The sequence below is a fragment of the Curtobacterium sp. PhB78 genome (assembly GCF_003751685.1).
Taxonomy (GTDB): Bacteria; Actinomycetota; Actinomycetes; order Actinomycetales; family Microbacteriaceae; genus Curtobacterium.
Genome location: NZ_RKIA01000006.1, coordinates 314,400 through 337,765, shown reverse-complemented (window position 1 = coordinate 337,765; position 23,366 = coordinate 314,400). Strand labels below are relative to the sequence as shown.

Below are 23,366 nucleotides of genomic sequence, written 5' to 3'. Positions count from 1 at the left end.
GGCTCGCTCCGCGACGCACTCCACACCGCACTCGGGGCGGCACCGCTGGTGCACTCGGACCAGGGCATCCACTACCAGCACCGGTCCTGGCGGTCGCTGCTGGCAGCTGCCGGCGCGTCCCAGTCGATGTCGCGAAAGGGCAACTGCCACGACAACGCGATCATCGAGAACTTCTTCGGCCATCTGAAAGCCGAGATGTTCCACCCAACCCGTTTCGACAGCATCACCACGCTCGACACCGCGATCCACGACTACATCACCTGGTGGAACACCGACCGCTCCCAGGCACGACTCGAGGGCATGAGCCCGGTTCAATACCGAGCTCACGCCCTCGCGGCCTAATCTGACTTCACGGTCCAACAAACCGGGACCAGTTCAGGGCCCGCACCGAGCCTCCAGGTCGGCGTCGGCGCGGTCCGCTCAGCGCAGGACGTCAGCGCAGGACGTCGGCGCGGTGCACGAGTGCTGCGGCGCCGATGAGCGGGCCGTCCTGCGACAGCGCCGTCGGCACGATGCGCACCTTCGTCACGAACCCGAACTCGACGCGCTCCGCCACCGCTTCGCGTGCGTACTCGAACAGGTCCGGCGTGACGTGGGAGAACCCGCCGCCGATCGCCACGACCTCGAGGTCGACGAGGCTCGTCGCCGCCGCGATCGCCTGCCCGAGCGCCCGGCCGCTGCGCTTGACCGCGGCGACCGCGATCTCGTCGCCGGCCGCGTACGCCGCCGACAGTTCTTCGCCGGTGGACCCGTCGAACCCCTGGCGCTGCGCCCAGGCGACGGTCTTCGGGCCGCTGGCGATCGCCTCGAGGCAGCCGGTGCCGCCGCAGGCGCACGGATCGTCGTAGCCGCCGCACTCCACGTGCCCGATGTGCCCGGCGTTGCCCGTCGGGCCGCTGACGGTGCGGCCGTGCAGGATGAGCCCACCGCCGACGCCCGTCGACACGATCATGCCCATGACGTGGTCGTACCCCTGGGCCGCACCGACCCAGTGCTCGGCCAGCGTGATCGCCAGGCCGTCCATGCGCAGCGTGACCGGCACGCCCTCGGGCACGAGCGCGGCGATGCGATCGCGCAGCGGGTGGCCGCGCCACACCGGCATGTTGAGCGGGGAGACCAGGCCGTGCTCCTCGTCGACGGGGCCGGCCGAGCCGACCCCGACGCCGACCAGGGTCGCGTCGGTGGGGACCGTGGCCAGCGCGCTCGTCACGACCTCGTCGACGGCGGCCTGCAGCTCGTCGGACGTGCGCTGCGGCCCGGTGGGGCTGCGGAAGCGCGTGCCCGGCAGGACGACGCCCTGGTCGGTGACGAGGGCGGCCTCGACCTTGGTGCCGCCGAGGTCGACGGCGAGTGCGAGGGCGGGGGACTGGGGTGCGGTGCTGGACATGCGCGCTCCGATGCGGCGGTCTGGAGGCCCGGGGCGACTCCCGGACGCGGCGTCGCGTCCGGTGCGCCCCGGCCTGGCAGGTGGTGGGTCGGTCGGGTCAGGTCGTCGTGCGGTGGATCAGGTCGTGTCGCGGTGGGTCAGTAGGAGCTGGTGTCGTCGCCCTGCGACGACGCAGCCCCGGTCTCGACGCGGTGCGCGACCTCGTCGAGGATGCGCGCGGACGCACTCGTGCCGATGCGGTTCGCCCCGGCGTCCACCATCTCGAGCAGGGTGTCGAGCCCGCGGACACCGCCCGAGGCCTTCACGCCCGTGTCGGCACCGACCGTGCGGCGCATCAGCGCGATGTGCTCGGTCGTCGCCCCGCCGCCGGCGAACCCGGTGGAGGTCTTCACGAACGCGGCACCGGCGGACTGCGCGGCACGCGAGGCTGCGACGATCTCGTCATCGGTCAGGAACGCGGTCTCGAGGATCACCTTGACGACGGTGGACCCGGCGGCGTCGACGACGGCGCGGACGTCCTGCTCGACGCGCTCCCAGTCGCCGGACTTCGCGGCGCCGATGTTCTGCACCATGTCGAGCTCGAAGGCACCGTCGGCCAGGGCCTGCAGCGACTCGGCGACCTTGGCCGCGGTGGACGTGGTGCCGTGCGGGAAGCCGATGACCGTCCCGACGCCGACGCCGGTGCCCTGGAGACGCCCGACGGCGTAGGCGACGTCGCTGGGCCGGACGCACACGCTGAAGACCCGGTACGCGGCGGCTTCGTCGAGCTGGGCGTCGACGTCCGAGCGGGTGAGCTCGGGCTTCAGGATCGCGTGGTCGATGAGGCCGCGGACGGCATCGGCGGTGACGGGGAAGGCTGCGTTGTCCACCCGGCAAGCCTACCCGTCAGGCGTGCCGCGTAGCGTTCCGGGCATGCAGGTCCTCGTCACCGGCGCCACCGGGTACATCGGCGGTCGTCTCGTCCCCCGTCTCCTCGAAGCCGGACACTCCGTGCGCGTGTTCGTGCGCAACCCCCGGAAGCTCCAGGACGTCCCGTGGAGCAGCGACGTCGACGTCGCCGAAGGAGACCTGCAGGACGCCGACGCGGTCCGCGCCGCGGTCGACGGCGTCGAGGCCGTGTACTACCTCGCCCACGCGATGGGTGCCGACGGCGACTTCGAGTCCGCGGAACGGCAGGCGGCCGAGACGATGGCGCACGAGGCGAAGCGTGCCGGTGTCAGCCGGTTCGTCTACCTGGGCGGCCTGCACCCCGACGGCGACCTGTCGAAGCACCTGCGCAGCCGGAAGGAGGTGGGGGAGATCCTCCTCCACTCCGGCGTGCCGACCATCGCCTACCAGGCCGGCGTCGTCATCGGTTCCGGCAGCACCTCGTTCGAGATGATCCGGCACGTGACCGACGTCCTGCCGTGGATGCCGGCTCCGCGCTGGGTGCGCAACCGCATCCAGCCGATCGCCGTGCGCGACGTCCTGTACTACCTGGTCGCGGCGCTCGACGTCCCCGCCGACGTCAACCGCACCTTCGACATCGGCGGACCGGACGTCCTGCGCTACGGGCAGATGCTCAACGGCTACGCGGTCGAGGCGAAGCTGCGGCAGCGCCCGATCACGGTCCTGCCGGTGCTCACCCCGCGCCTCGCCGCACACTGGTTCAACGCCGTCACGCCGATCCCGCGCAAGCTCGCGACGCCGATCATCGAGTCGCTGCAGTTCGAGTGCGTCCAGCGCGAGCACGACATCGACGACGTCGTCCCGCAGCCCGAGGGCGGGCTCACGTCGTACCGCCGAGCGGTCCGACTCGCACTGAACAAGATGCGCTCCGGCGAGGTGCAGACGAGCTGGCGGAGCGCCACCCTGTCGAGCGCCTCGGCCGACCCGATGCCGACCGACCCGGACTGGGCCGGCCACACCGTCTACGTCGACGACCGGAAGCGGCACTCGACCGCCTCGGCGGAGGACGTCTGGCGCGTCGTCGAGTCGATCGGCGGCGAGAACGGCTGGTACTCGTTCCCGCTGGCCTGGGTCGCCCGCGGCTGGATGGACAAGGTCGCCGGCGGCGTCGGGCTCAGCCGTGGTCGTCGTGACCAGGACCGACTCGAGCAGGGCGACGCCCTCGACTGGTGGCGCGTGGAACGCCTCGAGCGCGGGCACTACCTGCGGCTCCGCGCCGAGTTCAAGTCACCCGGGCGCGCCTGGCTCGAGATGACCGTGACCCCGAACCCCGAGGGCGGCAGCGACTACCACCAGCGGGCGATCTACTTCCCGCAGGGCCTGCCCGGCCGGCTGTACTGGTACGGGATCCTGCCCTTCCACGGGATCATCTTCCCCGGCATGGTCGAGCGCATCACCGCGGCCGCCGAGCGCGAGTCGGACAACACCGAGTCGACGCAGCGCAACCGGACCCAGCACAATGGGAGTCCGGAACCGGCGAACGAGGAGGCAGCATGACCGAGGAACGCAGTCCCGTCCTGTTCCTGGGGGACAGCATCACGGCCCAGGGGTCGTGGGACAGCTGGCTCCCCGACGAGCAGACCCTGAACCAGGGCATCAGCGGTGACACGACGGACGGCGTGCTCGCACGGCTCGACGCGGTCGTCGCCGAACAGCCCGAGGTGATCGTGCTGCTGATCGGCACGAACGACTTCGGCAACCACCGGGCGAGCGCCGAACACGTCGTCCGCAACGTCGAGACGATCCTCGTCACCCTGCGGCGCGAGCTGCCCGGTGTCCGCCTGCTGCTCGTCTCCGTCCTGCCCCGCCAGGCCGAGTACACGGCGAAGATCGAGGAGGCGAACCGGCACCTGCGGCAGTTCGTCGCGACCTGCCACGCGCAGTACCTCGACGCCTGGCCCGCGCTGGCCGACGGCGACCACCTCGACGACCGCTTCACCGACGACGGCCTGCACCTCACCGACGAGGGCTACCGGGCCTACCTCGGCGAGCTGGTCCCCGCGCTCGAGCGTGTGCGGGGTCTCCCGCCGATGTCCCGGTCCTTCACGGCCATCGACCTCGACGAGGCCCCCGCCTGATGGCTACCCGCAAGGGACGACCCCCGGTGGGGTCGTCGCAGAACGGCGTGCCCGCCGCACCGGTCCGACCGACCGCGGGGACGACGAACACCCGTGCCACCCCGGGGTTCACCCGGCCGGCACTCGCGCCGTCGCTCATCGCCGCGATCGTCCTGCTCGCCTGCGTGGCGATCATCGACTCGTCCGGCTTCGTCTTCGCCCGCTGGGGCATCACGGTGCTGTCCCTCATCGTGCTCGTCTTCGCGGTGCGGGGGAAGACGTGGTGGGCCGCCGTGCTGATGGCCGCCGTCGCCGTCTGCTGGAACCCCCTGGTCACGGTGCCGATCCCCGGCCAGGTGTGGGCCGCGTTGCAGATCCTGGCTGCCGCCCTGTTCATCGTGGTGGGCATCGCCGTCAAGGTGCCGCGCGAGGCGGACGCACCCCGGGCCTCCTGACCGGCTCCGCTGACCGCCTGCGGAACCGACCGGGCGGGCGGACGGTAGGATCGCAGGGTCGGGTACAGGACCCGGCAGCACGACCCGAAGGGCATGGATGAACGACGAGACCGAGCCGGTGACCGAGAGTCCTCTGCTGACCCCTCGACCGTCCTCCGGCGGTCTCGACCGGCCCGACGTCGTCGTCCGCAAGGGGCGCCTGACGCTGCTCAACGGTCACCTGACGCCGCAGCAGTCGATGATCGAGGACCTTCTGTTCCTGGACGACGCGCTGACCGAGGCCGACGTCGACCACCTGCTCATCCGCGGCAACGACGAGCGTCCGGTCATCGCGATCGACGAGCGCGACCGGCAGCGTGCCGAGAGCGCCGTCATGGCCGCCGCCGTCAACGAACCGTTCTACGCGAAGCCGCCGGGCGAACCGGCCGTGCTCGTGCAGGACGACGGCCTCGGGCCGGTCGACGAGCCGGTACTGCGTGTGTTCCGCCCGCGCCTGGAGCCCCTCGGTCGTCTGCGCTACGGCGCCGAGACGAGCGTGCAGCTCGAGTTCTGGCGACTCACCGACACCGAGGTGCTCGCGCCCGTCGAGAACGCGCTGATGCGCCGCAGCCTGCCGGTCGACGAGTTCGTGCTCGTCGACATCGAGCGCTACGGCCGCACCTGGCGCACCGTCGAGCACATGTTCGACGACCACGTCTCCGACATCCGGTTCCCGATCGACATCGTCTTCTCGTGGGTCGACGGCAACGCCATCGAGTACCAGCGCGCCCGCCAGGCAGCGCAGGCGACGGCCGTCCTGGGCGAGGGCGACGACGCCCCCGCACGGTTCCGCCAGATCGACGAGCTCAAGTACGCACTCCGCTCGGTGCACACGTTCGCACCGTGGATCCGCCAGATCTACATCGCCACCGATTCACCCGCTCCGCACTGGCTCGCCGACCACCCCAAGGTCCGCATCGTGCGCAGCGAAGAGTTCTTCGCCGACCCGTCCGTGCTGCCGACGCACAACTCGCAGGCCGTCGAGTCGCAGCTGCACCACATCCCGGGCATCAGCGAGCACTTCATCTACTCGAACGACGACATGTTCTTCGGCCGCACCGTCGACCCCTCGGTGTTCTTCAGCCCGGGGTCGGTGTCGAAGTTCATCCTCGCCACCACCCGCATCGGACTCGGTGTGAACAACGCCGCGCGCAGCGGGTTCGAGAACTCCGCGCGGGTCAACCGTCGCCTGTTGCAGCAGCGGTTCGGTGCGGTCACCACCCGGCACCTCGAGCATGCGCCCACCCCGCTCCGGTCGTCGATCATGACGGAGATGGAGCACGAGTTCGCCGACGAGTTCCGTGCCACGGCGGCGTCGCGCTTCCGTGCTGCCGAGAACATCTCGGTGACCAACTCGCTCTACCACTACTACTCGTTGCTCACGGGTCGGGCGATCACGCAGGAGAACGCCGACGTCCGCTACATCGACACCACGATGCAGTCCGGGCTGCGGTCGCTCGACGAGCTGCTCAAGAAGCGGAACGCGGACTTCTTCTGCCTGAACGACGGCAGTTTCCCGGAGGTCAGCGACGAGGAGCGGACGCAGCGCGTGACCGACTTCCTCGAGCGCTACTTCCCCTTCCCCGCGCCGTGGGAGCGCCCCGGCGCTTAGGACGCGCCAGCGTCCTGCCGGGGCGCTCCGGGCGAGCCCGCGAGCCCGTCGCCGACCGCCGACCGGTCACGGCCTGTCGGCACGCGCGCCGTAAGACGACGCGAGCTGACCGCTCGACACACGTCTCGCGGTGGGTCGTGACCACCGGCCGGACAGGAGGGCTGTACCGGACTCGCCACGCGCCTCCCCACCGCCCCGCCCCGTCGCCGACCGCCGACCGGTCGCGGCCTGTCGGCGCCCGCCCCGTCAGACGACGCAAGCTGACCGCTCGACACACGTCTCGCGGTGGGTCGTGACCACCGGCCGGACGGGAGGCCCGTGGCGGCCCCGCCACGCGCCTCCCGTCCGCCCCGCGCGCACGCCCACCGCACATGGTGAGCACAAATGGTCGGGTCCGCACTGCGGACCCGACCATTGCTGCTCACGAAGTGCGGCGACCTACCGGTGGACGGGAGAGACCGGCACCGAGTCGAGCGTGAAGACCGGGATGCTCGAGGTCACCGGAGCCGGCTCGACCGCGGGCGGGATCGTGACCCCGTGCGCTGCGAGTCGGGCCTCGGTCTCGACGGCCGACACGGGTTCGCCGACCGTGGAGTAGTGCCCGATCGGGACGACCGAGTGCACGACGTTGTGGCCGTAGACGTGCACCAGGTTGAACGACTGCGCGCCGTCCCGCCCGCGCGTACCGCCCTGGAACTCGGTGAGGTCCTGCGTGTAGCACGTGGCGCTGGCGACCGACACGGGGATGCCCGCGAAGACCGCGCTGGTCGAGTAGTGCAGGTGGCCGGCAATGATCGACAGGACGTCACTGCCCTCGACGACCTCGGCCAGGGCCTGCTGGTCGCGGAGCTCGACGAGGACGGTCAGGTCCTGCACGCTCGGCACGGGCGGGTGGTGCATCGCCAGGATGGTGCCGTGCGGCGCAGCCTCGGACAGGACCTCGGCCAGCCAGTCGAGCTGCTCGGGGGAGACCTCGCCGTGGTGGTGGCCCGGGACGCTCGTGTCGAGGGTGATCACCCGCAGACCGTTGACGTCGTAGACGAAGTCGACCGGACGGTCGGTGGGGTGCAATCCGAAGAGCTCCTGACGGAACGCGCCGCGCTCGTCGTGGTTGCCCATCGCCCAGATGACCTGGGCACCGATCCGGCGGGCAGCCGGCTCGACGATCTCGCGGACGCGGGCGTAGGCACCTGGTTCGCCTTTGTCGGCCACGTCGCCGGTGACGACGATCGCTTCGGGCCGGGTGCCTGATGCTTCGATGTCCGCGACGATCTCGGTGAGCCGGGCGGCGGAGTCGACCCCGCCGTACAGATCACCGTCGCCGGAGACGAGGTGGGTGTCGCTGAGGTGGAGGAGGAAGTGGTTCGGCCTGGGGTGTTCGGCCGTCCGGCTGTCCATCGGGGTCTCATTCCGTTGGCGGATGCGTGGTGCAACACGTTGCCACACCGTCCTGGATGAGTCCAGCACGTGTCGGTGAACCAGCCGTGAACTGGGGGCGGCGTTTCGCCCATCGCACGAAGAAACCCCCGCCACGTGGTGGCGGGGGCTCCTGTCGTCGTGCTTAGTGCTCTTCCTCGACCTGCGGGGCCTGGTGGCTGCCCTCGAGGTCCGGGCCGTGGTGGGCGGCGTGCGCTGCCTCGAGCTCGGCCTTCGAGACCGGCTCGATGCGGTCTTCGAAGAAGAAGCGGGAGACGCTCGCACGGGCCTTCTGGACCACGGTGATCTGCCCCTTGGCGTTCGGGCGGATCATGAGCGGCTTGTACTCGTTGAACTGCAGCAGCTTCCAGCGCTCGTATTCGTCGAGCTGCTCGTGCACCTCGATGTACTCACCGTGGGGGAGTCGGACGATGCGACCGGACTCGTAGCCGTGCAGGACGATCTCGCGGTCCTTCTTCTGGAGTGCGAGGCACACGCGCTTCGTGATCCAGAAGGCGACGAACGGGCCGAGGACCGTCGTTGCCTGGATCACGTGGATCACGTGTTCGATCGACACCAGGAAGTGGGTCGCGATGATGTCCGACGACGCCGCAGCCCAGAGGCTGGCGTAGAGCGTGATGCCGGCGGCACCGATCGCCGTGCGGGTCGGGGCGTTGCGCGGACGGTCCAGGATGTGGTGCTCGCGCTTGTCGCCGGTGATCCACGACTCGAGGAACGGGTACAGCAGGATCGCGAGGATGAGCAGCACCAGGACCGCGATGGGCGCCAGGATGTTGAACGACACCGTGTAGCCGAACCACACGACCTCCCAGTGCGGCGGCACCAGACGCAGTGCGCCGTCGGCGAAGCCGATGTACCAGTCGGGCTGGGTACCGGCGGAGACCGGCGAGGGGTCGTACGGGCCGTAGTTCCAGATCGGGTTGATCGTGAACATCGACGCGATGAGGGCGATGATGCCCGCGACGATGAAGAAGAACCCACCGGCCTTGGCGGCGAACGCCGGGAGGATCGGGACACCGACGACGTTGTCGTTGGTCTTGCCCGGGCCGGCGAACTGGGTGTGCTTGTTGATCACGACGAGCACGAGGTGGACACCGAGCACCGCGACGAGGATCGCCGGCAGCAGCAGGATGTGCAGCGTGTACAGGCGGCCGACGATGTCGGTGCCCGGGAACTCGCCACCGAAGAGCAGGTAGGCGATCCAGACGCCGATCACCGGGACACCCTCGATCATGCCGACGATGATCCGCAGACCGTTTCCGGAGAGCAGGTCGTCGGGGAGCGAGTAGCCGGTGAAGCCCTCACCCATGGCGAGGACCCAGAGCAGGAAGCCGAAGACCCAGTTGAGCTCACGCGGCTTGCGGAAGGCACCGGTGAAGAACACGCGGGCCATGTGCAGCATGATCGACGCCACGAACAGCAGGGCCGCCCAGTGGTGGACCTGGCGGACGAAGAGCCCACCGCGGATGTCGAACGAGATGTCCAGCGTGGACTGGAGTGCCGTCGACATCTCGACGCCCTTGAGCGGGACGTACGTGCCGTTGTAGACGACCTCGGCCATGGAGGCCTGGAAGAAGAACGTCAGGAACGTACCGGAGAGCAGGACGACGACGAAGCTGTACAGCGCCACCTCGCCGAGCATGAAGCTCCAGTGGTCCGGGAAGATCTTCCGGCCGACTTCCTTGACGAGCCCTGAGATGCTGGTGCGCTCGTCGATGTAGTTCGAGACCCCGCCGATGATGCGGGATCCGCGCTCCGGAGCCGGCTTGTTGGCCGTGCTGCTCGGTGCCGTGGTGGTGGGGGTGCTGGTCATCAGCGTTCACGCTCCCAGAAGGACGGTCCGACCGGCTCGTGGAAGTCGCTCTGGGCAACCAGGTAGCCGTCGTCGTCGATCGCGATCGGAAGTTGGGGGAGGGGGCGTGCGGCCGGACCGAAGATGACCTCGCAGTTGTTCGAGACATCGAAGGTGGACTGGTGGCACGGGCACAGCAGGTGGTGCGTCTGCTGCTCGTAGAGCGCGACCGGGCATCCGACGTGGGTGCAGATCTTGGAGTACGCGACGATGCCGTCGTAGCCCCAGTTCTCGTGGCCCTTGGACGGGTTGAGGTCCTTCGGGTCGAGACGCATGAGGAGGACGGAGGCCTTGGCCTTCTCCTCGAGCATGTGCTCGGAGTCGAGCATGCCGTCCGGGATGACGTGGAACACCGAACCGATGGTCACGTCCGAGGCCTTGATCGGCAGACCCGTCGGGTCCTTCGTCAGGCGCAGGCCCTGCTTCCAGAAGGTGTGGCGCAGGAGCTCGTTCGGGTCTTCGGCCGGAGCGAGGTCGCGGACAAGGACGATGCCCGGCAGCGGGAACGCGGCCAGCGCACCGATCATCGAGTTGCGGATCAGCTTGCGACGGCTGAAGCCGGACTCCTTGTCGGCCAGCTGGAAGGCCTCGACGGCCTTGGCGCGCGTCGCGTCCGTGCCGCGGGTGCCGTGGCGGAGCTCGGTGATCTCGCGGTCGACGACGAGCGACTTCGACCAGTAGACCGCGCCGAGGCCCAGCGCGATGAGCGCGAGGGCGATCGAGAGGCCGAGGAAGAGGTTCGCGGTGCGGACCGTCCCGAAGTCGTTCGAGTCGATCGGGAACGCGACGTAGGCCGCGATCGAGAGGACGCTGCCGACGATCGAGAGGTAGAAGAAGGTCGCGACCTGACGCTCGGCCAGGCGCTGCTTCTTCGGGTCGACGTCGGTGCGGCGCGCGCGGTGCGGCGGCTCACCCGGGTTCTCGAACGGGTCGGTGGGCAGCACCGCGATCCCGGGGGAGGTGGTCGTGCCGTGCTTCTCGACAGCCGAGGACGAGTTCAGCGTCTCGTCGTCGTGCTCTGCCATGGTGTTCCCTTCAGTGTCGTTCGACACGGACGATCAGTTGGACTTCGCGGTCAGCCAGACGGTCATCGCGACGACCGCGCCGAGTCCGAAGATCCAGATGAACAGACCCTCGGCCACCGGACCCAGGGAGCCGAGTGCGAACCCGCCGGGCGACTTGTTGTCCTGCACGTACTTGAGGTACGTGATGATGTCGGCCTTCTGCTCCGGCGTGAGGTTCAGGTCGTTGAAGACCGGCATGTTCTGCGGGCCGGTCTGCATCGCCTCGTAGATGTGCTTGCCGGAGACCGTCGACAGGTTCGGTGCGTACTTGCCCTCGGTCAGGGCACCGCCGGCGCCGGCCACGTTGTGACACATGGCGCAGTTGATGCGGAAGAGCTCGGCCCCCTCGGCCGCGTCGCCGTCCTCACCGTTGGTGAGCTCGGTGGACGGGACGGCCGGGCCGGGGCCCAGCGAGGCGACGTACTCGGCGAGGGCGTCGACCTGCTCGTCCGTGAACTGCGCGGGCTTCTCTTCGGCCTGCGGACCCTGGGCGGCCATCGGCATGCGGCCGGTGCCGACCTGGAAGTCGACCGAGGCGGCGCCGACACCGATGAGGGACGGACCCTCGCTCGTGCCCTGGGCGGAGAGGCCGTGGCAGGTCGCGCAGTTCGAGGCGAAGAGCTTCTGGCCCTCGTTCACCTTCGACTGGCTGGTCGCCGCGACGGTGCTCGTGCTGTCGTCGGCGTTGGCCGTGGAGCTGAAGAGCGCGTACGCACCGCCGGTGGTCATGAGGCCGACGACGATGAGCGAGACGGTCGCCATCGGTGAACGGCGGCCCTTCTTGGTCTTGGTTCTGTTGAACATGTGCTCGGGGGTGTCCAGTTCCTACTTGAGAAGGTAGATGACGGCGAAGAGGAAGATCCACACGACGTCGACGAAGTGCCAGTAGTACGACACGACGATGGCGGTGGTCGCTTCCTTGTGACCGAAGTTCTTCGCGGCGAAGCCGCGGCCGAGCGTCAGCAGGAAGGCGATGAGGCCACCCGTGACGTGGAGGCCGTGGAACCCGGTCGTCATGTAGAAGGCCGAGCCGTAGGCGCTGGAGGAGAGCGTGACGCCCTCGTGCCAGAGGTTGGCGTACTCGAAGATCTGGCCGCAGACGAAGATCGCGCCCATCGCGTAGGTGACGAAGAACCACTCCGTCATGCCCCAGTGGCGCGGGTTCCAGCTCGTGCGGTGCACCTGGAAGCGCTCTGCAGCGAACACGGCGAACTGGCACGCGAAGCTGGACAGCACCAGGATGATCGTGTTCACCGAGGCGAAGGGCACCTCGAGCTTGGAGGTTTCGGCCGCCCACAGCTCGGGGGACGTGCTGCGCAGCGTGAAGTAGATCGCGAACAGGCCGGCGAAGAACATGACCTCGCTGCCCAGCCACACGATCGTCCCCACGGCAACGGCGTTCGGCCTGTTCAGGGCCGGACCGCTGGCGGATCTGGAGAGAGGGGTGCTAGTCACGTCCTCCATTATGGCCGAAACCCCAGACAGTGTTTTCGCAGGAGACTGGCGGGTCTCTCGAATTCACTACGATCGAGCCATGCCTGACGCACTCTCTTGGCCTGCAGTGATCAGCGCGCTCATGGCGCGCGAGGACCTGACGATCAGGCAATCCACATGGGCCATGGAGGAGATCGTGCACGGGCGCGCCACCCAGGCACAGATCGCCGCGTTCGCCGTGACGCTCCGCGCGAAGGGCGAGACCGTCGACGAGGTGGTCGGGTTCCGCGACGCGATCCTCGACGCCGCCGTTCCGCTGGACGTCGACCCGATGGCGTTGGACATCGTCGGCACGGGTGGGGACGTCGTCGGCACCGTGAACGTCTCGACGATGGCGGCGATCGTCATCGCCGCCGCCGGGGTGCCCGTCGTGAAGCACGGCAACAAGGCGAGCTCGTCGAAGTCCGGTTCGAGCGACGTGCTCGCCGCACTCGGGCTCGATCTCACGATGGACGCCGCGCGTGTCGCGGACACCTTCCGGCGTGTCGGACTGACCTTCGCGTTCGCGAACGCGTTCCACCCGGGCTTCGCGCACGCCGGGCCGGTCCGCCGCGAGATCGGCGTGCCCACGGTGTTCAACTTCCTCGGGCCGCTCGTCAACCCCGCACGGTGCGAAGCGAACGCCGTCGGCGTCGCGCAGCTCGACCTCGTGCCGATCATCACGGGCGTGTTCCAGACCCGCGGCGCGACCGCCCTGGTCTTCCGCGGCGACGACGGCCTCGACGAGCTCACCACCACCGGCCACAGCCACATCTGGGAGGTCACCGGCGGGCGCATCATCGAGCACGACCTCGACCCGCGCGATCTCGGCATCGCACGTGCACGCACCGAAGACCTCCTCGGTGGCGACCCCGAGCACAACGCAGCCGTCGTGCACCGCGTGCTGTCGGGGGAGACGGGCCCGGTGCGCGACATCGTGTTGCTCAACGCCGCAGCGGGACTGGTCTCCTTCCGTCTGGCGCAGGACCCGACCGAGTCCGACCGACCGATCCTGCAGCGCTTCCGCGAGCAGCTCGCGGTGGCCGCCGAGGCGATCGACTCCGGCGCCGGCACCCGCAAGCTGGCGGACTGGATCGCGGTCCCGACCGCGACCGACGCGCAGTAGACGCAACCGACGGGAGGCCCGGTGCCGGTTCCAGGAACCGGCACCGGGCCTCCCGTCGGTGCGTTCAGTGCACGCGGTCAGCGTGCGCCTGCGTCGCTACTGGACGTCCTCGTCGACCCAGTCGAAGGTCTTCGTGACGGCCTTCTTCCAGAGGCGGAGCGTGCGCTCGCGCTCCGCGGCGTCGAGCTGCGGCTCCCAGCGCTTGTCCTCCTGCCAGTTGGCACGGAGCTCGTCGAGGTTGGCCCAGAAGCCCACCGCGAGACCGGCCGCGTAGGCCGCGCCGAGCGCCGTCGTCTCGGCGACGACCGGACGCACCACCGGCACGTTGAGGATGTCGGCCTGGAACTGCATGAGCTCGTTGTTGGCGGTCATGCCGCCGTCGACCTTGAGCTCGGTCAGGTCCACGCCCGAGTCGGCGTTCACCGCGTCGAGGACCTCGCGGGTCTGCAGCGCCGTCGCCTCGAGGGCCGCACGCGCGATGTGCCCCTTGTTGACGTAACGGGTCAGGCCGACGATGGCGCCGCGAGCGTCCGGACGCCAGTACGGCGCGAAGAGCCCGGAGAACGCCGGCACGAAGTACACGCCGCCGTTGTCCTCGACGGTCTTGGCCAGCGCCTCGACCTCCGGGGCACTGCCGATGAGACCGAGGTTGTCGCGGAGCCACTGGATGAGCGAGCCCGTGACGGCGATCGAGCCCTCGAGTGCGTAGTGCGTCTCCTGGTCGCCGAGCTTGTAGCCGACGGTGGTGAGCAGGCCGTTCTCGGAGCGGACGATCTCGGTACCGGTGTTGAAGATGAGGAAGTTGCCGGTGCCGTAGGTGTTCTTCGACTCGCCCTGGTCGAACGCCGCCTGGCCGAAGGTCGCGGCCTGCTGGTCGCCGAGGATGCCCGCGATCGGGACCTCACGGAGCAGGTTGGACGACTCGACGTGGCCGTAGACCTCGGAGGAGCTGACGATCTCGGGGAGCATCGACTTCGGCACACCGAAGTCGGCGAGGATGTCGTCGCGCCACTGGAGCGTCTCGAGGTCCATGAACAGCGTGCGGGACGCGTTCGTGACGTCGGTCTTGTGGACGCCGCCGTCGACGCCACCGGTCAGGTTCCAGAGGACCCAGGTGTCGGTGGTGCCGAAGAGCAGGTCCCCGGCCTCGGCCTTCTCACGCGCACCCTCGACGTTCTCGAGGATCCACATGATCTTGGTGCCGGCGAAGTACGTCGCGAGCGGGAGACCGACGATGGCCTTGTAGCGGTCGGTGTCACCGTCGGCGAGCTTGTCGACGATCGACTGCGTGCGGGTGTCCTGCCAGACGATCGCGTTGTAGATCGGCTTGCCGGTGGTCTTGTCCCAGACGACGGCGGTCTCGCGCTGGTTGGTGATGCCCACGGCGGCGACGTCGTGACGCGTGATGTCGGCACGCGACAGTGCCTGACCGATCACCTCGCGGGTGTTGTCCCAGATCTCGGCGGGGTCGTGCTCGACCCACCCGGCGCGCGGGAAGATCTGCTCGTGCTCCTTCTGCCCGGTCGAGATGATCGAGCCGGAGTGATCGAAGACGATCGCTCGGGTGGAGGTCGTGCCCTGGTCGATGGCGACGATGTAGTCGGCCATTGGTGCTCCTTACGGGTGTTCGGTGCGGTGAGCGGCCCGCGATCGCGGGCCGCTCACCCCGGGGTTGGGTTGGTTCAGCTGACGACGGGCAGCAGCGCGAGCGACAGCACGGCGGCGAGTGCACCGCCGACGAGCGGTCCGACGACCGGCACCCAGGCGTACGACCAGTCGCTCGACCCCTTGCCCTTGATGGGCAGGAAGGCGTGCGCGATGCGCGGGCCGAGGTCACGGGCCGGGTTGATGGCGTAGCCGGTCGGGCCACCGAGGCTGACACCGATCGCGATCACGAGGAAGGCGACGGGGACGGCGCCGAGTTCGGCAGGTGCCTTGCCGTTCGTCATCGCGAGGATGACGAAGACGAGCACGAAGGTGCCGATGATCTCGGTCACGACGTTCCAGCCGTACGACCGGATCGCGGGGCCGGTGGAGAAGACGCCGAGCTTCGCAGCGGCGTCGGGTTCCTCGTCGAAGTGCTGCTTGTAGGCGAGCCAGACGATGACGGCCCCGATGACCGCGCCGATCATCTGCGCGAGCCAGTAGATGAGCATCGTGCCGACACTGATGTTGCCGAGGATGGCCTGGGCGAGGCTGACGGCCGGGTTGAGCTGGCCGCCCGACTTGTAGGACACGAGGACGCCGGCGAAGACCGCGAAGCCCCAACCGATCGTGACCATGAGGAAGCCGGCCCCGAAGCCCTTCGACTTCGTGAGGGAGACGGCGGCGACGACACCGCCACCCAGGATGATGAGCATCGCCGTGCCGACGAGCTCGGACAGGAACTTGACGCCGATGTCGTCCATCGGTGACCTCCAGTGCGTGAGGTGGGGGTCCGGTGGTGCTGCGCCGCACTCCCCGTTGAGTGATTGAGGCCGAGCCTAGTGACGCGGCGAACGACGCGGCGATGAATTCCTGAGGGAAGTCCGGGATCGTGCACGAACGTGCAAGCGGCGTGCGCTGCGGGGGATCGCGAGCCGGTGGCGCGTCCCCGTCGCGCTGCACGAACGTGCAGACCGGACGAACGAGCGCCCGGGCATCAGATGTAGATTGGGCGCACTCCGGTCGACGACGGCGGTGTGCAGTTCGCCTCGGCTCGGCCCCGTACCCGTGGAGGCACGCGCATGAAGAAGCTCATCAACGACCCGCAGGCCGTGGTCGACGAGACCGTCCGGGGATTCGCCCGGGCACACGCCGGACACGTCGTCCTGGTCGAGGACCCGATCCACCTGCACCGCGCCGACGCCCCCGTCGCCGGCAAGGTCGGCATCGTCAGCGGAGGCGGCAGCGGACACGAGCCGCTGCACGCGGGCTTCGTCGGGTACGGCATGCTCGACGCCGCCGTTCCCGGCCCGGTGTTCACGAGCCCGACGCCCGACCCGATCGTCGCGGCCACCAAGGCCGTCGACGGCGGCGCGGGCGTCCTGCACATCGTGAAGAACTACACCGGCGACGTCCTGAACTTCGAGACCGCCGCCGAGCTCACCGAGATGGACGACATCCGCGTCGAGGCCGTCGTGGTCGACGACGACGTCGCCGTGCAGGACTCGCTCTACACCGCCGGTCGCCGCGGCGTGGCCGGCACCGTGGTCGTCGAGAAGTGCGCCGGTGCCGCGGCCGAGCGCGGTGACGACCTCGACGCCGTCGCCGCGATCGCCCGCCACGTCAACGACGTCACGCGGTCGATGGGCCTCGCCCTGGCGTCCGGCACCGTGCCGCACGCGGGGGAGCCGTCCTTCACGCTCGCCGACGACGAGGTCGAACTCGGCATCGGCATCCATGGCGAGCCCGGGCGCGAGCGCATCCCGATGGCACCGGCCGACCAGCTCGTCGACCGTGTGCTCGAACCGATCCTGACCGACCTCGACGCCCCGGCCGGCTCGAAGCTGCTCCTGCTCGTCAACGGCATGGGCGGCACGCCGCTGTCCGAGCTGTACATCGCCTACCGCCGCGCCGCCGAGGTGCTGACGGACCGCGGGTACGACGTCACGCGTAGTTTGGTCGGCGACTACGTCACGTCCCTCGAGATGCAGGGGTTCTCGATCACCGTCACGGTGCTCGACGAGGAACTCACGGCACTCTGGGACGCACCGGTGGAGACCCCAGCACTGCGCTGGGGTCGCTGAGCAGCCGACATCGACCGCTCGACCACCGACCACGACACCGAGCCCACCGGGCCGGGAACACGAAGGGAACCGCATTGGCGCTCGACACCGAATGGGCCATCGACTGGGTCCGTCGCACCGCTGCGACGATCGACGAACACCGGGCCGAACTCGTCACACTCGACCGCGAGATCGGTGACGGGGACCACGGCGAGAACCTCGACCGCGGTTTCCGCGCCGTGCTCGAGGCCGTCGACGGCGGGTCCTTCGACACGCCCGGCGCCGTGCTCAAGACGGTCGCGACGAAGCTCATCTCGACCGTCGGCGGCGCCGCCGGCCCGCTGTTCGGCACCGCGTACCTGAAGGCAGCCCAGGCTGCTGGCGACGCGACCGAGCTCGACGCCGACACGCTCGTCGCCGTGCTCGCCGCAGCCCGCGACGGCGTGGTCTCGCGCGGCAAGGCCGCCGTCGGCGACAAGACGATGGTGGACGCCTGGACCCCCGCGGTCGACGCCGCCACCGCTGCTGCCGCCGCCGGTGACGACCCGGCAGCAGTGCTCGCCGCCGCGGCCGACGCCGCCGTCTCGGGCGCCGAGGCCACCGAACCGCTCGTCGCCCACAAGGGTCGTGCGAGCTACCTCGGCGAACGTGCCGTCGGGCACCGCGACCCGGGTGCGCAGTCGACGGCGTACATCCTGCGTGCCGCGGTGGACGCGACGACGGGCTCCGCCGCGTGACCGTCGGCATCCTGATCGTCTCGCACAGCGCCGCGATCGCCTCCGGCACCGTCGAGCTCGCCCGACAGATGGCGGCCGACGTACCGCTCGTCGCGGCCGGCGGGACCGACGACGGCGGCATCGGCACGTCGTTCGAGGCGATCACCGCCGGCATCGAGCAGCTCGCCGACGCCGACGCCGTCGTCGTCCTGTGCGACCTCGGTTCGGCCTACCTGACCACCGACACGGCGCTCGACTTCCTCGACGATGACGTCCGCGCACGCGTGCACGTCTCGCCGGCGCCCCTGGTCGAGGGCGCGGTCGCCGCGGCCGTCGCGGCCCAGACGGGTGGTGACGCCGAGGCAGTGCTCGCTGCTGCGGCGTCCGCCGCAGGGTCCGCGGACGACGCGAGCAGCGCCTCCCGTCCGTCCGGTGACCAGCCGGGAGGCACGGGGCCGGGTGACGGGGCCGCCAGCGTCGACGACGTGGCCGCGTCCGAGAGCGTCGAACTGGTGAACGAGACCGGCCTGCACGCCCGCCCCGCGGCGGAGTTCGTGAAGACGGCAGCCAAGTACGACGCAGCGGTGCGCGTGAACGGCGTGGACGCGAAGAGCCTGCTGGCGATCATGGCGTTGGCACTGCCGAAGGGTGCCACCGTGTCGATCGAGGCGAGCGGGACCGATGCGCAGGTCGCGGTTGACGCACTGGTGGAGCTGGTGCGGAGCGGCTTCGGCGAGTAGCCATCGCCGGTCGTCGTCCCGCGCTCAGCGGATGGACACCGTGCCGGCCAGATCGAGGTCCGACGGCCCGCCGGTGACACCCGCGTCGGCCAGGAGCGTCGCGCCGAACACCGCGCTCCAGAACGTCCGGGCATCACGGCCGACACCACTCGGACTCGTCCAGCCGTGCTCGGCGACGACGCGCTCGAGGTAGCGCTCCGACTGCCGGAACAGGACCGCGAGCAGGAGTCTCACGCGCTCCCGCTGGGCGTCGTCGTCACCGGCGGCGGCCAGCGCGCGCACGACGAGCAGTGTCGACGGCATGGCGAGCGCGGTGCGTGCGAGCACCTGACGGAACGCGTCGGCGGACCCGGCTCGCCGGCCGGCGACCTGCAGGCGCGTGGTGTCGCGGAGGAAGAGCGCGAAGGCGGCGTCGAGGACGAGGCGGTCCTTCGAGCCGTAGTGGTGCGTGATCTGGTTCGGGTAGACCCCGGCCGCACGGGCGATCTCGCTGACGGTGACGGCGTGGCGTGGGGTGCTCGCTCCGCCCGCGTCACTGGCGCGTGCGGTGCTCGCTCCGCCCGCGCCACCGGCTGCACCTGCGCTGAGGAGTCCGGCGGTCGCGGCGAGGATCCTCGCCCGGGTCGCTGCGCCACGGGTCGTCCCGGTGCCGTCGGTGGTTGCCATCTCTGAATTGTACGTGGTACAACTCCACTTGTTCAACGTACAAGAAGGAGCACTCGTGGACATCTCCATCACCGGCTACGGCGCCGTCTCACCGTTCGGCCACGGCGTTGGGCCGCTGTGGGACGCCCTGGTCGCCGGACGCTCCGGCGTGCACGAGCTGCACCGCGACGGGCAGCTCTGGGAACGGGTTCCGATCATGGTCGGCGCCGACGCAGCACTCGACGCCGATTCCGCACTCGGTCGCGTCCGGGCGAACCGACTCGACCGCAGCCAGCAGCTCGCGCTCGTCGCCGCCGGCGAGGCCTGGGCCGACGCCGGCGCGCCCGCGGTGGACGGCGACCGCCTGGCCGTCGTCGTCGGGACCGGCATCGGGGGAGTGGAGACGTTGCTCGACGCGCACGACGTGCTCGGGACCTCGGGCGCGCGTCGGGTGTCGCCCCGGACCGTCCCGATGCTCATGGCCAACGGGGCCGCGGCGCAGATCAGCATCGAGTACGGCGCCCGCGCCGGTGCGTACACGACCGTCTCGGCGTGCGCGTCCGGTGCCGAGGCGATCGCGACGGCCGCGCGGCTCATCGCCACCGGGGAGGCCGACGTCGTCATCGCGGGCGGCACCGAAGCAGCGGTCACCCCGGTCACCATGGCCTCGTTCGCGCAGTCCCAGGCCCTCGCGAAGCCCGGCGGTGACGACCCCACCACGCTGTCACGGCCGTTCGACGCCGACCGCCGCGGGTTCGTGCTCGGCGAGGGCGCCGGGTTCGTCGTCCTGGAACGGGCCTCGCACGCCGCCGCCCGCGCACAGCGGTCGCACGGGACGCTCGCCGGGTGGGGGATCACGTCGGACGCGTTCCACATCACCGCCCCGCTCGGGGACGCCAGCGAGCAGGGGCGTGCGATGACTGCGGCGATCCGGATGGCCGGGCTCACCGGTGCGGACATCGACCACGTCAACGCGCACGCGACCGGGACCCCGGTCGGGGACGTCGGTGAGGCAGCGGCGATCGGTCGTGCTGTCGGGACCGGTGCGCTCGTCACCGCGCCGAAGAGCGCCATCGGGCACATGTTCGGTGCGGCGGGAGCGGTCGAGGCGATCCTGACGGTCCGAGCACTCGAGACCGGGGTCGTGCCGCCGACGCTGAACCTGCAGCACCAGGACCCTGCGATCGACCTGGACGTGGTGGCGGGGGCGGCTCGGACCGCGACCATGCGTGCGGCGCTGAACAACTCGTTCGGGTTCGGTGGGCAGAACGCCTCGTTGGTGTTCACCGCGGTCTGAGGGGCACGGGGACCGACGTATCCTGACTGCCATGAGCATGGAAGGCGTGGCCTGGAGCTCGCTGTACAAGATCTCCACCGCCAAGGACGGCAAGCACGGCATCTCGCGTGAGTCGGTGCGGCGGATCATGACGTTCGCAGTGCCCTACCGGGCCAAGCTGGTGGTCTTCATCGTCCTCTCCGTCGTGGGCGCGGTCCTCGCGGTCGCGACACCGGTGCTCGCCGGCCGGGTGGTCGACGTCATCGTCGCCCGGGGCGCGCTCAGCACGATCACCTGGCTCGCGGTCGTCATCGCCCTGGTCGCCGTGGGCGACGCAGGCGTGTCGCTCGCCACGCGCTGGTTCTCGGCACGCATCGGCGAAGGCGTGATCCTGGACCTCCGGACCGCCGTCTTCAACCACGTCCAGAAGATGCCGATCGCGTTCTTCACCCGCACACGCACGGGTGCCCTCGTCAGCCGCCTCAACAACGACGTGATCGGCGCGCAGCAGGCCTTCAGCGGCACGCTGTCCGGCGTGGTCACGAACCTCGTGGCACTGATCCTCACCCTGACCGTCATGCTCAGCACGTCCTGGCTCGTGACGGTCCTGGCGATCGTCATGCTCCCGATCTTCCTCATCCCCGCGCGGCGCATGGGCAGCCGCCTCGCCGCGCTGCGTCGCGAGGCAGCCGACCACAACGCCGCCATGAGCACGCAGATGACCGAGCGCTTCTCCGCGCCCGGCGCCACTCTCGTGAAGCTGTTCGGCCGGCCCGACGAGGAAGCAGAGGAGTTCCGGGTGCGCGCCGCCCGGGTCCGCGACATCGGGGTGCGGAGTGCCCTGCTGCAGTTCGTCTTCGTCACCGCCCTCACCCTGGTCTCCGCGCTCGCGCTCGCGCTCGTCTACGGGGTCGGCGGCGCCCTCGCACTCGGTGGCCAGCTGAACACGGGCGACGTGGTGACGCTGGCCCTCCTGCTCACCCGCCTGTACGCGCCGCTGACCAGCCTCGCGAACGCCCGGGTGGAGATCATGAGCGCGGTGGTCAGCTTCGAGCGCGTCTTCGAGGTCCTCGACCTCGAACCGCTCATCCAGGAGAAGCCCGACGCCGGCACCGTCCCGGACGGCCCGGTGGCGGTCGAGTTCGACGACGTCCGCTTCGCCTACCCATCGGCGGACAAGGTCTCCCTCGCCTCGCTCGAGGAGGTCTCCACGCTGGACACCCGCGGCGGTGACGAGGTGTTGCACGGTGTCTCGTTCCGGATCGAGCCGGGGCAGACCGTCGCCCTCGTCGGCACCTCCGGGGCCGGCAAGTCCACGATCGCGCAGCTGCTCTCCCGCCTGTACGACGTCGACAGCGGCGCCGTACGACTCGCCGGGTCGGACGTCCGCGACGTCACGTTCGCCTCCATGCGACACACCATGGGGATGGTGACGCAGGACGGCCACCTGTTCCACGAGACCATCCGCTCCAACCTGCGCCTTGCACGGCCCGAGGCGACCGAGGACGAGGTGTGGGACGCCGTCCGGCGCGCACGGCTCGAACCGCTCATCCGCTCCCTGCCGGACCAGCTGGACACGATGGTCGGCGAGCGCGGCTACCGGCTGTCCGGCGGCGAGCGCCAGCGGATGACCATCGCCAGGCTCCTGCTCGCCCAGCCGCGCGTCGTCATCCTCGACGAGGCCACCGCGGCGCTGGACTCGACGTCCGAGGCGGCCGTGCAGGCTGCGCTCAGCGAGGCACTCGAGGGGCGGACTGCGATGGTGATCGCCCACCGGTTGTCGACCATCCGCAGCGCGGACCTGATCCTGGTGGTCGAGGACGGTTCGATCGTCGAGCGTGGGACCCACGAGGAACTGCTGGCCGTGGGCGGACGGTACGAGGAGTTGCACCGGACCCAGTTCGCCGTGCAGAAGGACGTCGCGGCCGATGAGGAAGCGCTACGCCCGAGCTAGGTCCTCAGGTCACGGCGCCGTCGTGAACTGCTGGAGGCCGGTGACCCGAAGCAGGTCGAGCTTCGCGGCGTCCTCGGTGCCGGGGACCGCGGTGTAGACGACGATCCGCAGGTCGCCGCCCGGGACCGTCAGCACGTCGCAGTCGATCTCGATGGGGCCGACGGGCGTGTGCACCTGCTTGCGGCTCGCCCGGTGCTCGGCGATGCGCCCGGTGTCCCAGCGACGTTCGAACTCGGGTGACTCCCGGCGGAGCCGCGCCACGAGTTCGGCCAGGTCGCGGTCGGCGGGGTAGCGGCCGGATGCCTGCCGGAGGTCCGCTGCGAGGTCGCTCGAGAACTCCTCCTGGTGCTCGTCGTCCCACTCGACGCCGTCGTGTGCGTGCATGAAGTGCCGCCACACCAGGTTGCGCTCGATCCCGACGGCCCGCGAGGGGTCACCGTTCAGCGCAGCCCACAGGTCGTTCCACAGCACGATGTCGTGCGTCGCCGTGAACACCGCGATCGGGACGTCGCCGAGCCGGTCGACGAGCCGCTGCACCCCGGGTGTGATGTGCCGCGGGACGACCTGGAGCGACGGGGGAGCGACGCCCGCGACCCGGCACAGGTGGTCGCGCTCGGCCGCGGTGAGCCGGAGCGCCGTGGCGAGCGCGCCGAGGAGCTGCGGTGAGGGGTTCAGCGCGCGGCCCTGCTCGAGCCGGACGACGTAGTCGACGCTCACCCCGGCGAGCGCGGCGAGCTCCTCGCGACGGAGACCCGGGGTCCGTCGGCCGGGCCCGGCCGGCAGGCCGACCTCTTCGGGACGGACGCGGTCGCGCCAGGAACGCAACACACTCGCGAACTCGCTCATGTCCACCATCCTGGCCCCGCGCCTCCCGTCCG

The 23,366-nt window shown here is 70.1% G+C and carries 22 protein-coding genes; 11 read left to right on the top strand and 11 right to left on the bottom strand.

The window, feature by feature from the left end; translation table 11 throughout:
* Positions 1 to 342, top strand: a 342-nt coding sequence (locus tag EDF53_RS15860) for an IS3 family transposase (protein WP_148058369.1), incomplete at its 5' end; no start/stop codon positions are given.
* Between the two features lie 91 nt (positions 343 to 433).
* On the opposite strand, the gene EDF53_RS15855 is transcribed toward EDF53_RS15860, so the two are convergent.
* Positions 434 to 1,387, bottom strand: a complete 954-nt coding sequence (locus EDF53_RS15855) for an ROK family protein (RefSeq protein WP_123294427.1) — start codon at positions 1,385 to 1,387, stop codon at positions 434 to 436.
* Positions 1,388 to 1,524: 137 nt separating this feature from the next.
* A complete protein-coding gene (gene deoC / locus EDF53_RS15850; protein WP_123294426.1) occupies positions 1,525 to 2,256 on the bottom strand; it encodes a deoxyribose-phosphate aldolase in 732 nt (243 codons plus the stop codon).
* Between the two features lie 43 nt (positions 2,257 to 2,299).
* Between deoC and EDF53_RS15845 the strand changes: the two genes are divergently transcribed.
* The 4 genes from EDF53_RS15845 (at position 2,300) to EDF53_RS15830 (ending at position 6,498) form a co-directional block, all read left to right on the top strand.
* Positions 2,300 to 3,832 (top strand): SDR family oxidoreductase, encoded by a 1,533-nt coding sequence (locus EDF53_RS15845; RefSeq protein ID WP_123294425.1) that lies wholly within the window; start codon positions 2,300 to 2,302, stop codon positions 3,830 to 3,832.
* On the top strand, positions 3,829 to 4,413 hold the full coding sequence (locus tag EDF53_RS15840; RefSeq protein ID WP_123294424.1) for a GDSL-type esterase/lipase family protein: 585 nt from the start codon (positions 3,829 to 3,831) through the stop codon (positions 4,411 to 4,413). Before EDF53_RS15845 ends, EDF53_RS15840 begins: the two co-directional genes overlap by 4 nt.
* Entirely contained in the window at positions 4,413 to 4,847 is a 435-nt protein-coding gene (locus tag EDF53_RS15835) for a DUF6804 family protein (RefSeq protein WP_173168577.1), read from the top strand. Before EDF53_RS15840 ends, EDF53_RS15835 begins: the two co-directional genes overlap by 1 nt.
* A 97-nt stretch (positions 4,848 to 4,944) precedes the next feature.
* Positions 4,945 to 6,498 (top strand): stealth conserved region 3 domain-containing protein, encoded by a 1,554-nt coding sequence (locus EDF53_RS15830; protein WP_123294423.1) that lies wholly within the window; start codon positions 4,945 to 4,947, stop codon positions 6,496 to 6,498.
* 438 nt (positions 6,499 to 6,936) lie between these two features.
* Here EDF53_RS15830 and EDF53_RS15825 read toward each other — a convergent pair whose 3' ends face one another.
* The 5 genes from EDF53_RS15825 to EDF53_RS15805 form a co-directional block, all read right to left on the bottom strand.
* Positions 6,937 to 7,896 carry a phosphodiesterase gene (locus EDF53_RS15825; RefSeq protein ID WP_123294422.1) on the bottom strand — a complete coding sequence of 320 codons (960 nt, stop codon included), beginning with the start codon at positions 7,894 to 7,896 and terminating at the stop codon, positions 6,937 to 6,939.
* A 163-nt stretch (positions 7,897 to 8,059) separates the two neighbouring features.
* Entirely contained in the window at positions 8,060 to 9,748 is a 1,689-nt protein-coding gene (locus tag EDF53_RS15820) for a ubiquinol-cytochrome c reductase cytochrome b subunit (RefSeq protein ID WP_123294421.1), read from the bottom strand.
* Positions 9,748 to 10,812: a ubiquinol-cytochrome c reductase iron-sulfur subunit gene (locus tag EDF53_RS15815; RefSeq protein WP_111084029.1), complete on the bottom strand. Its 1,065-nt coding sequence runs from the start codon at positions 10,810 to 10,812 to the stop codon at positions 9,748 to 9,750. Before EDF53_RS15815 ends, EDF53_RS15820 begins: the two co-directional genes overlap by 1 nt.
* A gap of 33 nt (positions 10,813 to 10,845) precedes the next feature.
* A complete protein-coding gene (locus EDF53_RS15810) occupies positions 10,846 to 11,655 on the bottom strand; it encodes a cytochrome c (protein WP_123294420.1) in 810 nt (269 codons plus the stop codon).
* Positions 11,656 to 11,676: 21 nt separating this feature from the next.
* Entirely contained in the window at positions 11,677 to 12,315 is a 639-nt protein-coding gene (locus EDF53_RS15805; RefSeq protein WP_111084027.1) for a heme-copper oxidase subunit III, read from the bottom strand.
* 70 nt (positions 12,316 to 12,385) lie between these two features.
* On the opposite strand from EDF53_RS15805, the gene trpD reads away from it, so the two are divergent.
* The gene (gene trpD, locus EDF53_RS15800; RefSeq protein ID WP_123294419.1) at positions 12,386 to 13,450 is read left to right on the top strand and encodes an anthranilate phosphoribosyltransferase; all 1,065 of its coding nucleotides are present in this window, start codon (positions 12,386 to 12,388) and stop codon (positions 13,448 to 13,450) included.
* Between the two features lie 96 nt (positions 13,451 to 13,546).
* Here trpD and glpK read toward each other — a convergent pair whose 3' ends face one another.
* Together glpK and EDF53_RS15790 are read right to left on the bottom strand one after the other, a co-directional pair.
* The gene (gene glpK / locus EDF53_RS15795) at positions 13,547 to 15,058 is read right to left on the bottom strand and encodes a glycerol kinase GlpK (RefSeq protein WP_111084025.1); all 1,512 of its coding nucleotides are present in this window, start codon (positions 15,056 to 15,058) and stop codon (positions 13,547 to 13,549) included.
* A gap of 74 nt (positions 15,059 to 15,132) precedes the next feature.
* Positions 15,133 to 15,858 (bottom strand): MIP/aquaporin family protein, encoded by a 726-nt coding sequence (locus EDF53_RS15790; protein WP_123294418.1) that lies wholly within the window; start codon positions 15,856 to 15,858, stop codon positions 15,133 to 15,135.
* 318 nt (positions 15,859 to 16,176) lie between these two features.
* On the opposite strand from EDF53_RS15790, the gene dhaK reads away from it, so the two are divergent.
* The 3 genes from dhaK to dhaM all read left to right on the top strand — a co-directional run bounded on the left by dhaK (position 16,177) and on the right by dhaM (position 18,613).
* The gene (dhaK, locus tag EDF53_RS15785; RefSeq protein WP_123294417.1) at positions 16,177 to 17,178 is read left to right on the top strand and encodes a dihydroxyacetone kinase subunit DhaK; all 1,002 of its coding nucleotides are present in this window, start codon (positions 16,177 to 16,179) and stop codon (positions 17,176 to 17,178) included.
* 74 nt (positions 17,179 to 17,252) lie between these two features.
* Positions 17,253 to 17,894 (top strand): dihydroxyacetone kinase subunit DhaL, encoded by a 642-nt coding sequence (dhaL, locus tag EDF53_RS15780; protein WP_123294416.1) that lies wholly within the window; start codon positions 17,253 to 17,255, stop codon positions 17,892 to 17,894.
* Positions 17,891 to 18,613 (top strand): dihydroxyacetone kinase phosphoryl donor subunit DhaM, encoded by a 723-nt coding sequence (gene dhaM / locus EDF53_RS15775; RefSeq protein ID WP_123294415.1) that lies wholly within the window; start codon positions 17,891 to 17,893, stop codon positions 18,611 to 18,613. Before dhaL ends, dhaM begins: the two co-directional genes overlap by 4 nt.
* Positions 18,614 to 18,637: 24 nt before the next feature.
* Here dhaM and EDF53_RS15770 read toward each other — a convergent pair whose 3' ends face one another.
* Complete coding sequence (locus EDF53_RS15770; RefSeq protein WP_123294414.1) at positions 18,638 to 19,279, bottom strand: TetR/AcrR family transcriptional regulator C-terminal domain-containing protein; 642 nt, start codon at positions 19,277 to 19,279, stop codon at positions 18,638 to 18,640.
* Positions 19,280 to 19,334: 55 nt separating this feature from the next.
* Between EDF53_RS15770 and EDF53_RS15765 the strand changes: the two genes are divergently transcribed.
* The gene (locus EDF53_RS15765; RefSeq protein ID WP_123294413.1) at positions 19,335 to 20,555 is read left to right on the top strand and encodes a beta-ketoacyl synthase; all 1,221 of its coding nucleotides are present in this window, start codon (positions 19,335 to 19,337) and stop codon (positions 20,553 to 20,555) included.
* Positions 20,556 to 20,586: 31 nt separating this feature from the next.
* Complete coding sequence (locus EDF53_RS15760) at positions 20,587 to 22,488, top strand: ABC transporter ATP-binding protein (RefSeq protein WP_123294412.1); 1,902 nt, start codon at positions 20,587 to 20,589, stop codon at positions 22,486 to 22,488.
* Between the two features lie 9 nt (positions 22,489 to 22,497).
* On the opposite strand, the gene EDF53_RS15755 is transcribed toward EDF53_RS15760, so the two are convergent.
* A complete protein-coding gene (locus tag EDF53_RS15755; protein ID WP_123294411.1) occupies positions 22,498 to 23,334 on the bottom strand; it encodes a helix-turn-helix domain-containing protein in 837 nt (278 codons plus the stop codon).
* Between the last annotated feature and the right edge of the window lie 32 nt (positions 23,335 to 23,366).

Bases quoted from the DNA above. Each gene is read 5' to 3' on its own strand.
- EDF53_RS15845 (WP_123294425.1), top strand. From the start codon at position 2,300: ATGCAGGTCCTCGTCACCGGCGCCACCGGGTACATCGGCGGTCGTCTC.
- EDF53_RS15815 (WP_111084029.1), bottom strand. From the start codon at position 10,812: ATGGCAGAGCACGACGACGAGACGCTGAACTCGTCCTCGGCTGTCGAG.
- EDF53_RS15805 (WP_111084027.1), bottom strand. From the start codon at position 12,315: ATGGAGGACGTGACTAGCACCCCTCTCTCCAGATCCGCCAGCGGTCCG.
- EDF53_RS15855 (WP_123294427.1), bottom strand. From the start codon at position 1,387: ATGTCCAGCACCGCACCCCAGTCCCCCGCCCTCGCACTCGCCGTCGAC.
- EDF53_RS15755 (WP_123294411.1), bottom strand. From the start codon at position 23,334: ATGAGCGAGTTCGCGAGTGTGTTGCGTTCCTGGCGCGACCGCGTCCGT.
- dhaK (WP_123294417.1), top strand. From the start codon at position 16,177: ATGAAGAAGCTCATCAACGACCCGCAGGCCGTGGTCGACGAGACCGTC.
- EDF53_RS15830 (WP_123294423.1), top strand. From the start codon at position 4,945: ATGAACGACGAGACCGAGCCGGTGACCGAGAGTCCTCTGCTGACCCCT.
- glpK (WP_111084025.1), bottom strand. From the start codon at position 15,058: ATGGCCGACTACATCGTCGCCATCGACCAGGGCACGACCTCCACCCGA.
- EDF53_RS15810 (WP_123294420.1), bottom strand. From the start codon at position 11,655: ATGTTCAACAGAACCAAGACCAAGAAGGGCCGCCGTTCACCGATGGCG.
- EDF53_RS15835 (WP_173168577.1), top strand. From the start codon at position 4,413: ATGGCTACCCGCAAGGGACGACCCCCGGTGGGGTCGTCGCAGAACGGC.
- EDF53_RS15760 (WP_123294412.1), top strand. From the start codon at position 20,587: ATGAGCATGGAAGGCGTGGCCTGGAGCTCGCTGTACAAGATCTCCACC.
- trpD (WP_123294419.1), top strand. From the start codon at position 12,386: ATGCCTGACGCACTCTCTTGGCCTGCAGTGATCAGCGCGCTCATGGCG.
- EDF53_RS15820 (WP_123294421.1), bottom strand. From the start codon at position 9,748: ATGACCAGCACCCCCACCACCACGGCACCGAGCAGCACGGCCAACAAG.
- EDF53_RS15790 (WP_123294418.1), bottom strand. From the start codon at position 15,858: ATGGACGACATCGGCGTCAAGTTCCTGTCCGAGCTCGTCGGCACGGCG.
- EDF53_RS15840 (WP_123294424.1), top strand. From the start codon at position 3,829: ATGACCGAGGAACGCAGTCCCGTCCTGTTCCTGGGGGACAGCATCACG.
- EDF53_RS15770 (WP_123294414.1), bottom strand. From the start codon at position 19,279: ATGGCAACCACCGACGGCACCGGGACGACCCGTGGCGCAGCGACCCGG.
- EDF53_RS15825 (WP_123294422.1), bottom strand. From the start codon at position 7,896: ATGGACAGCCGGACGGCCGAACACCCCAGGCCGAACCACTTCCTCCTC.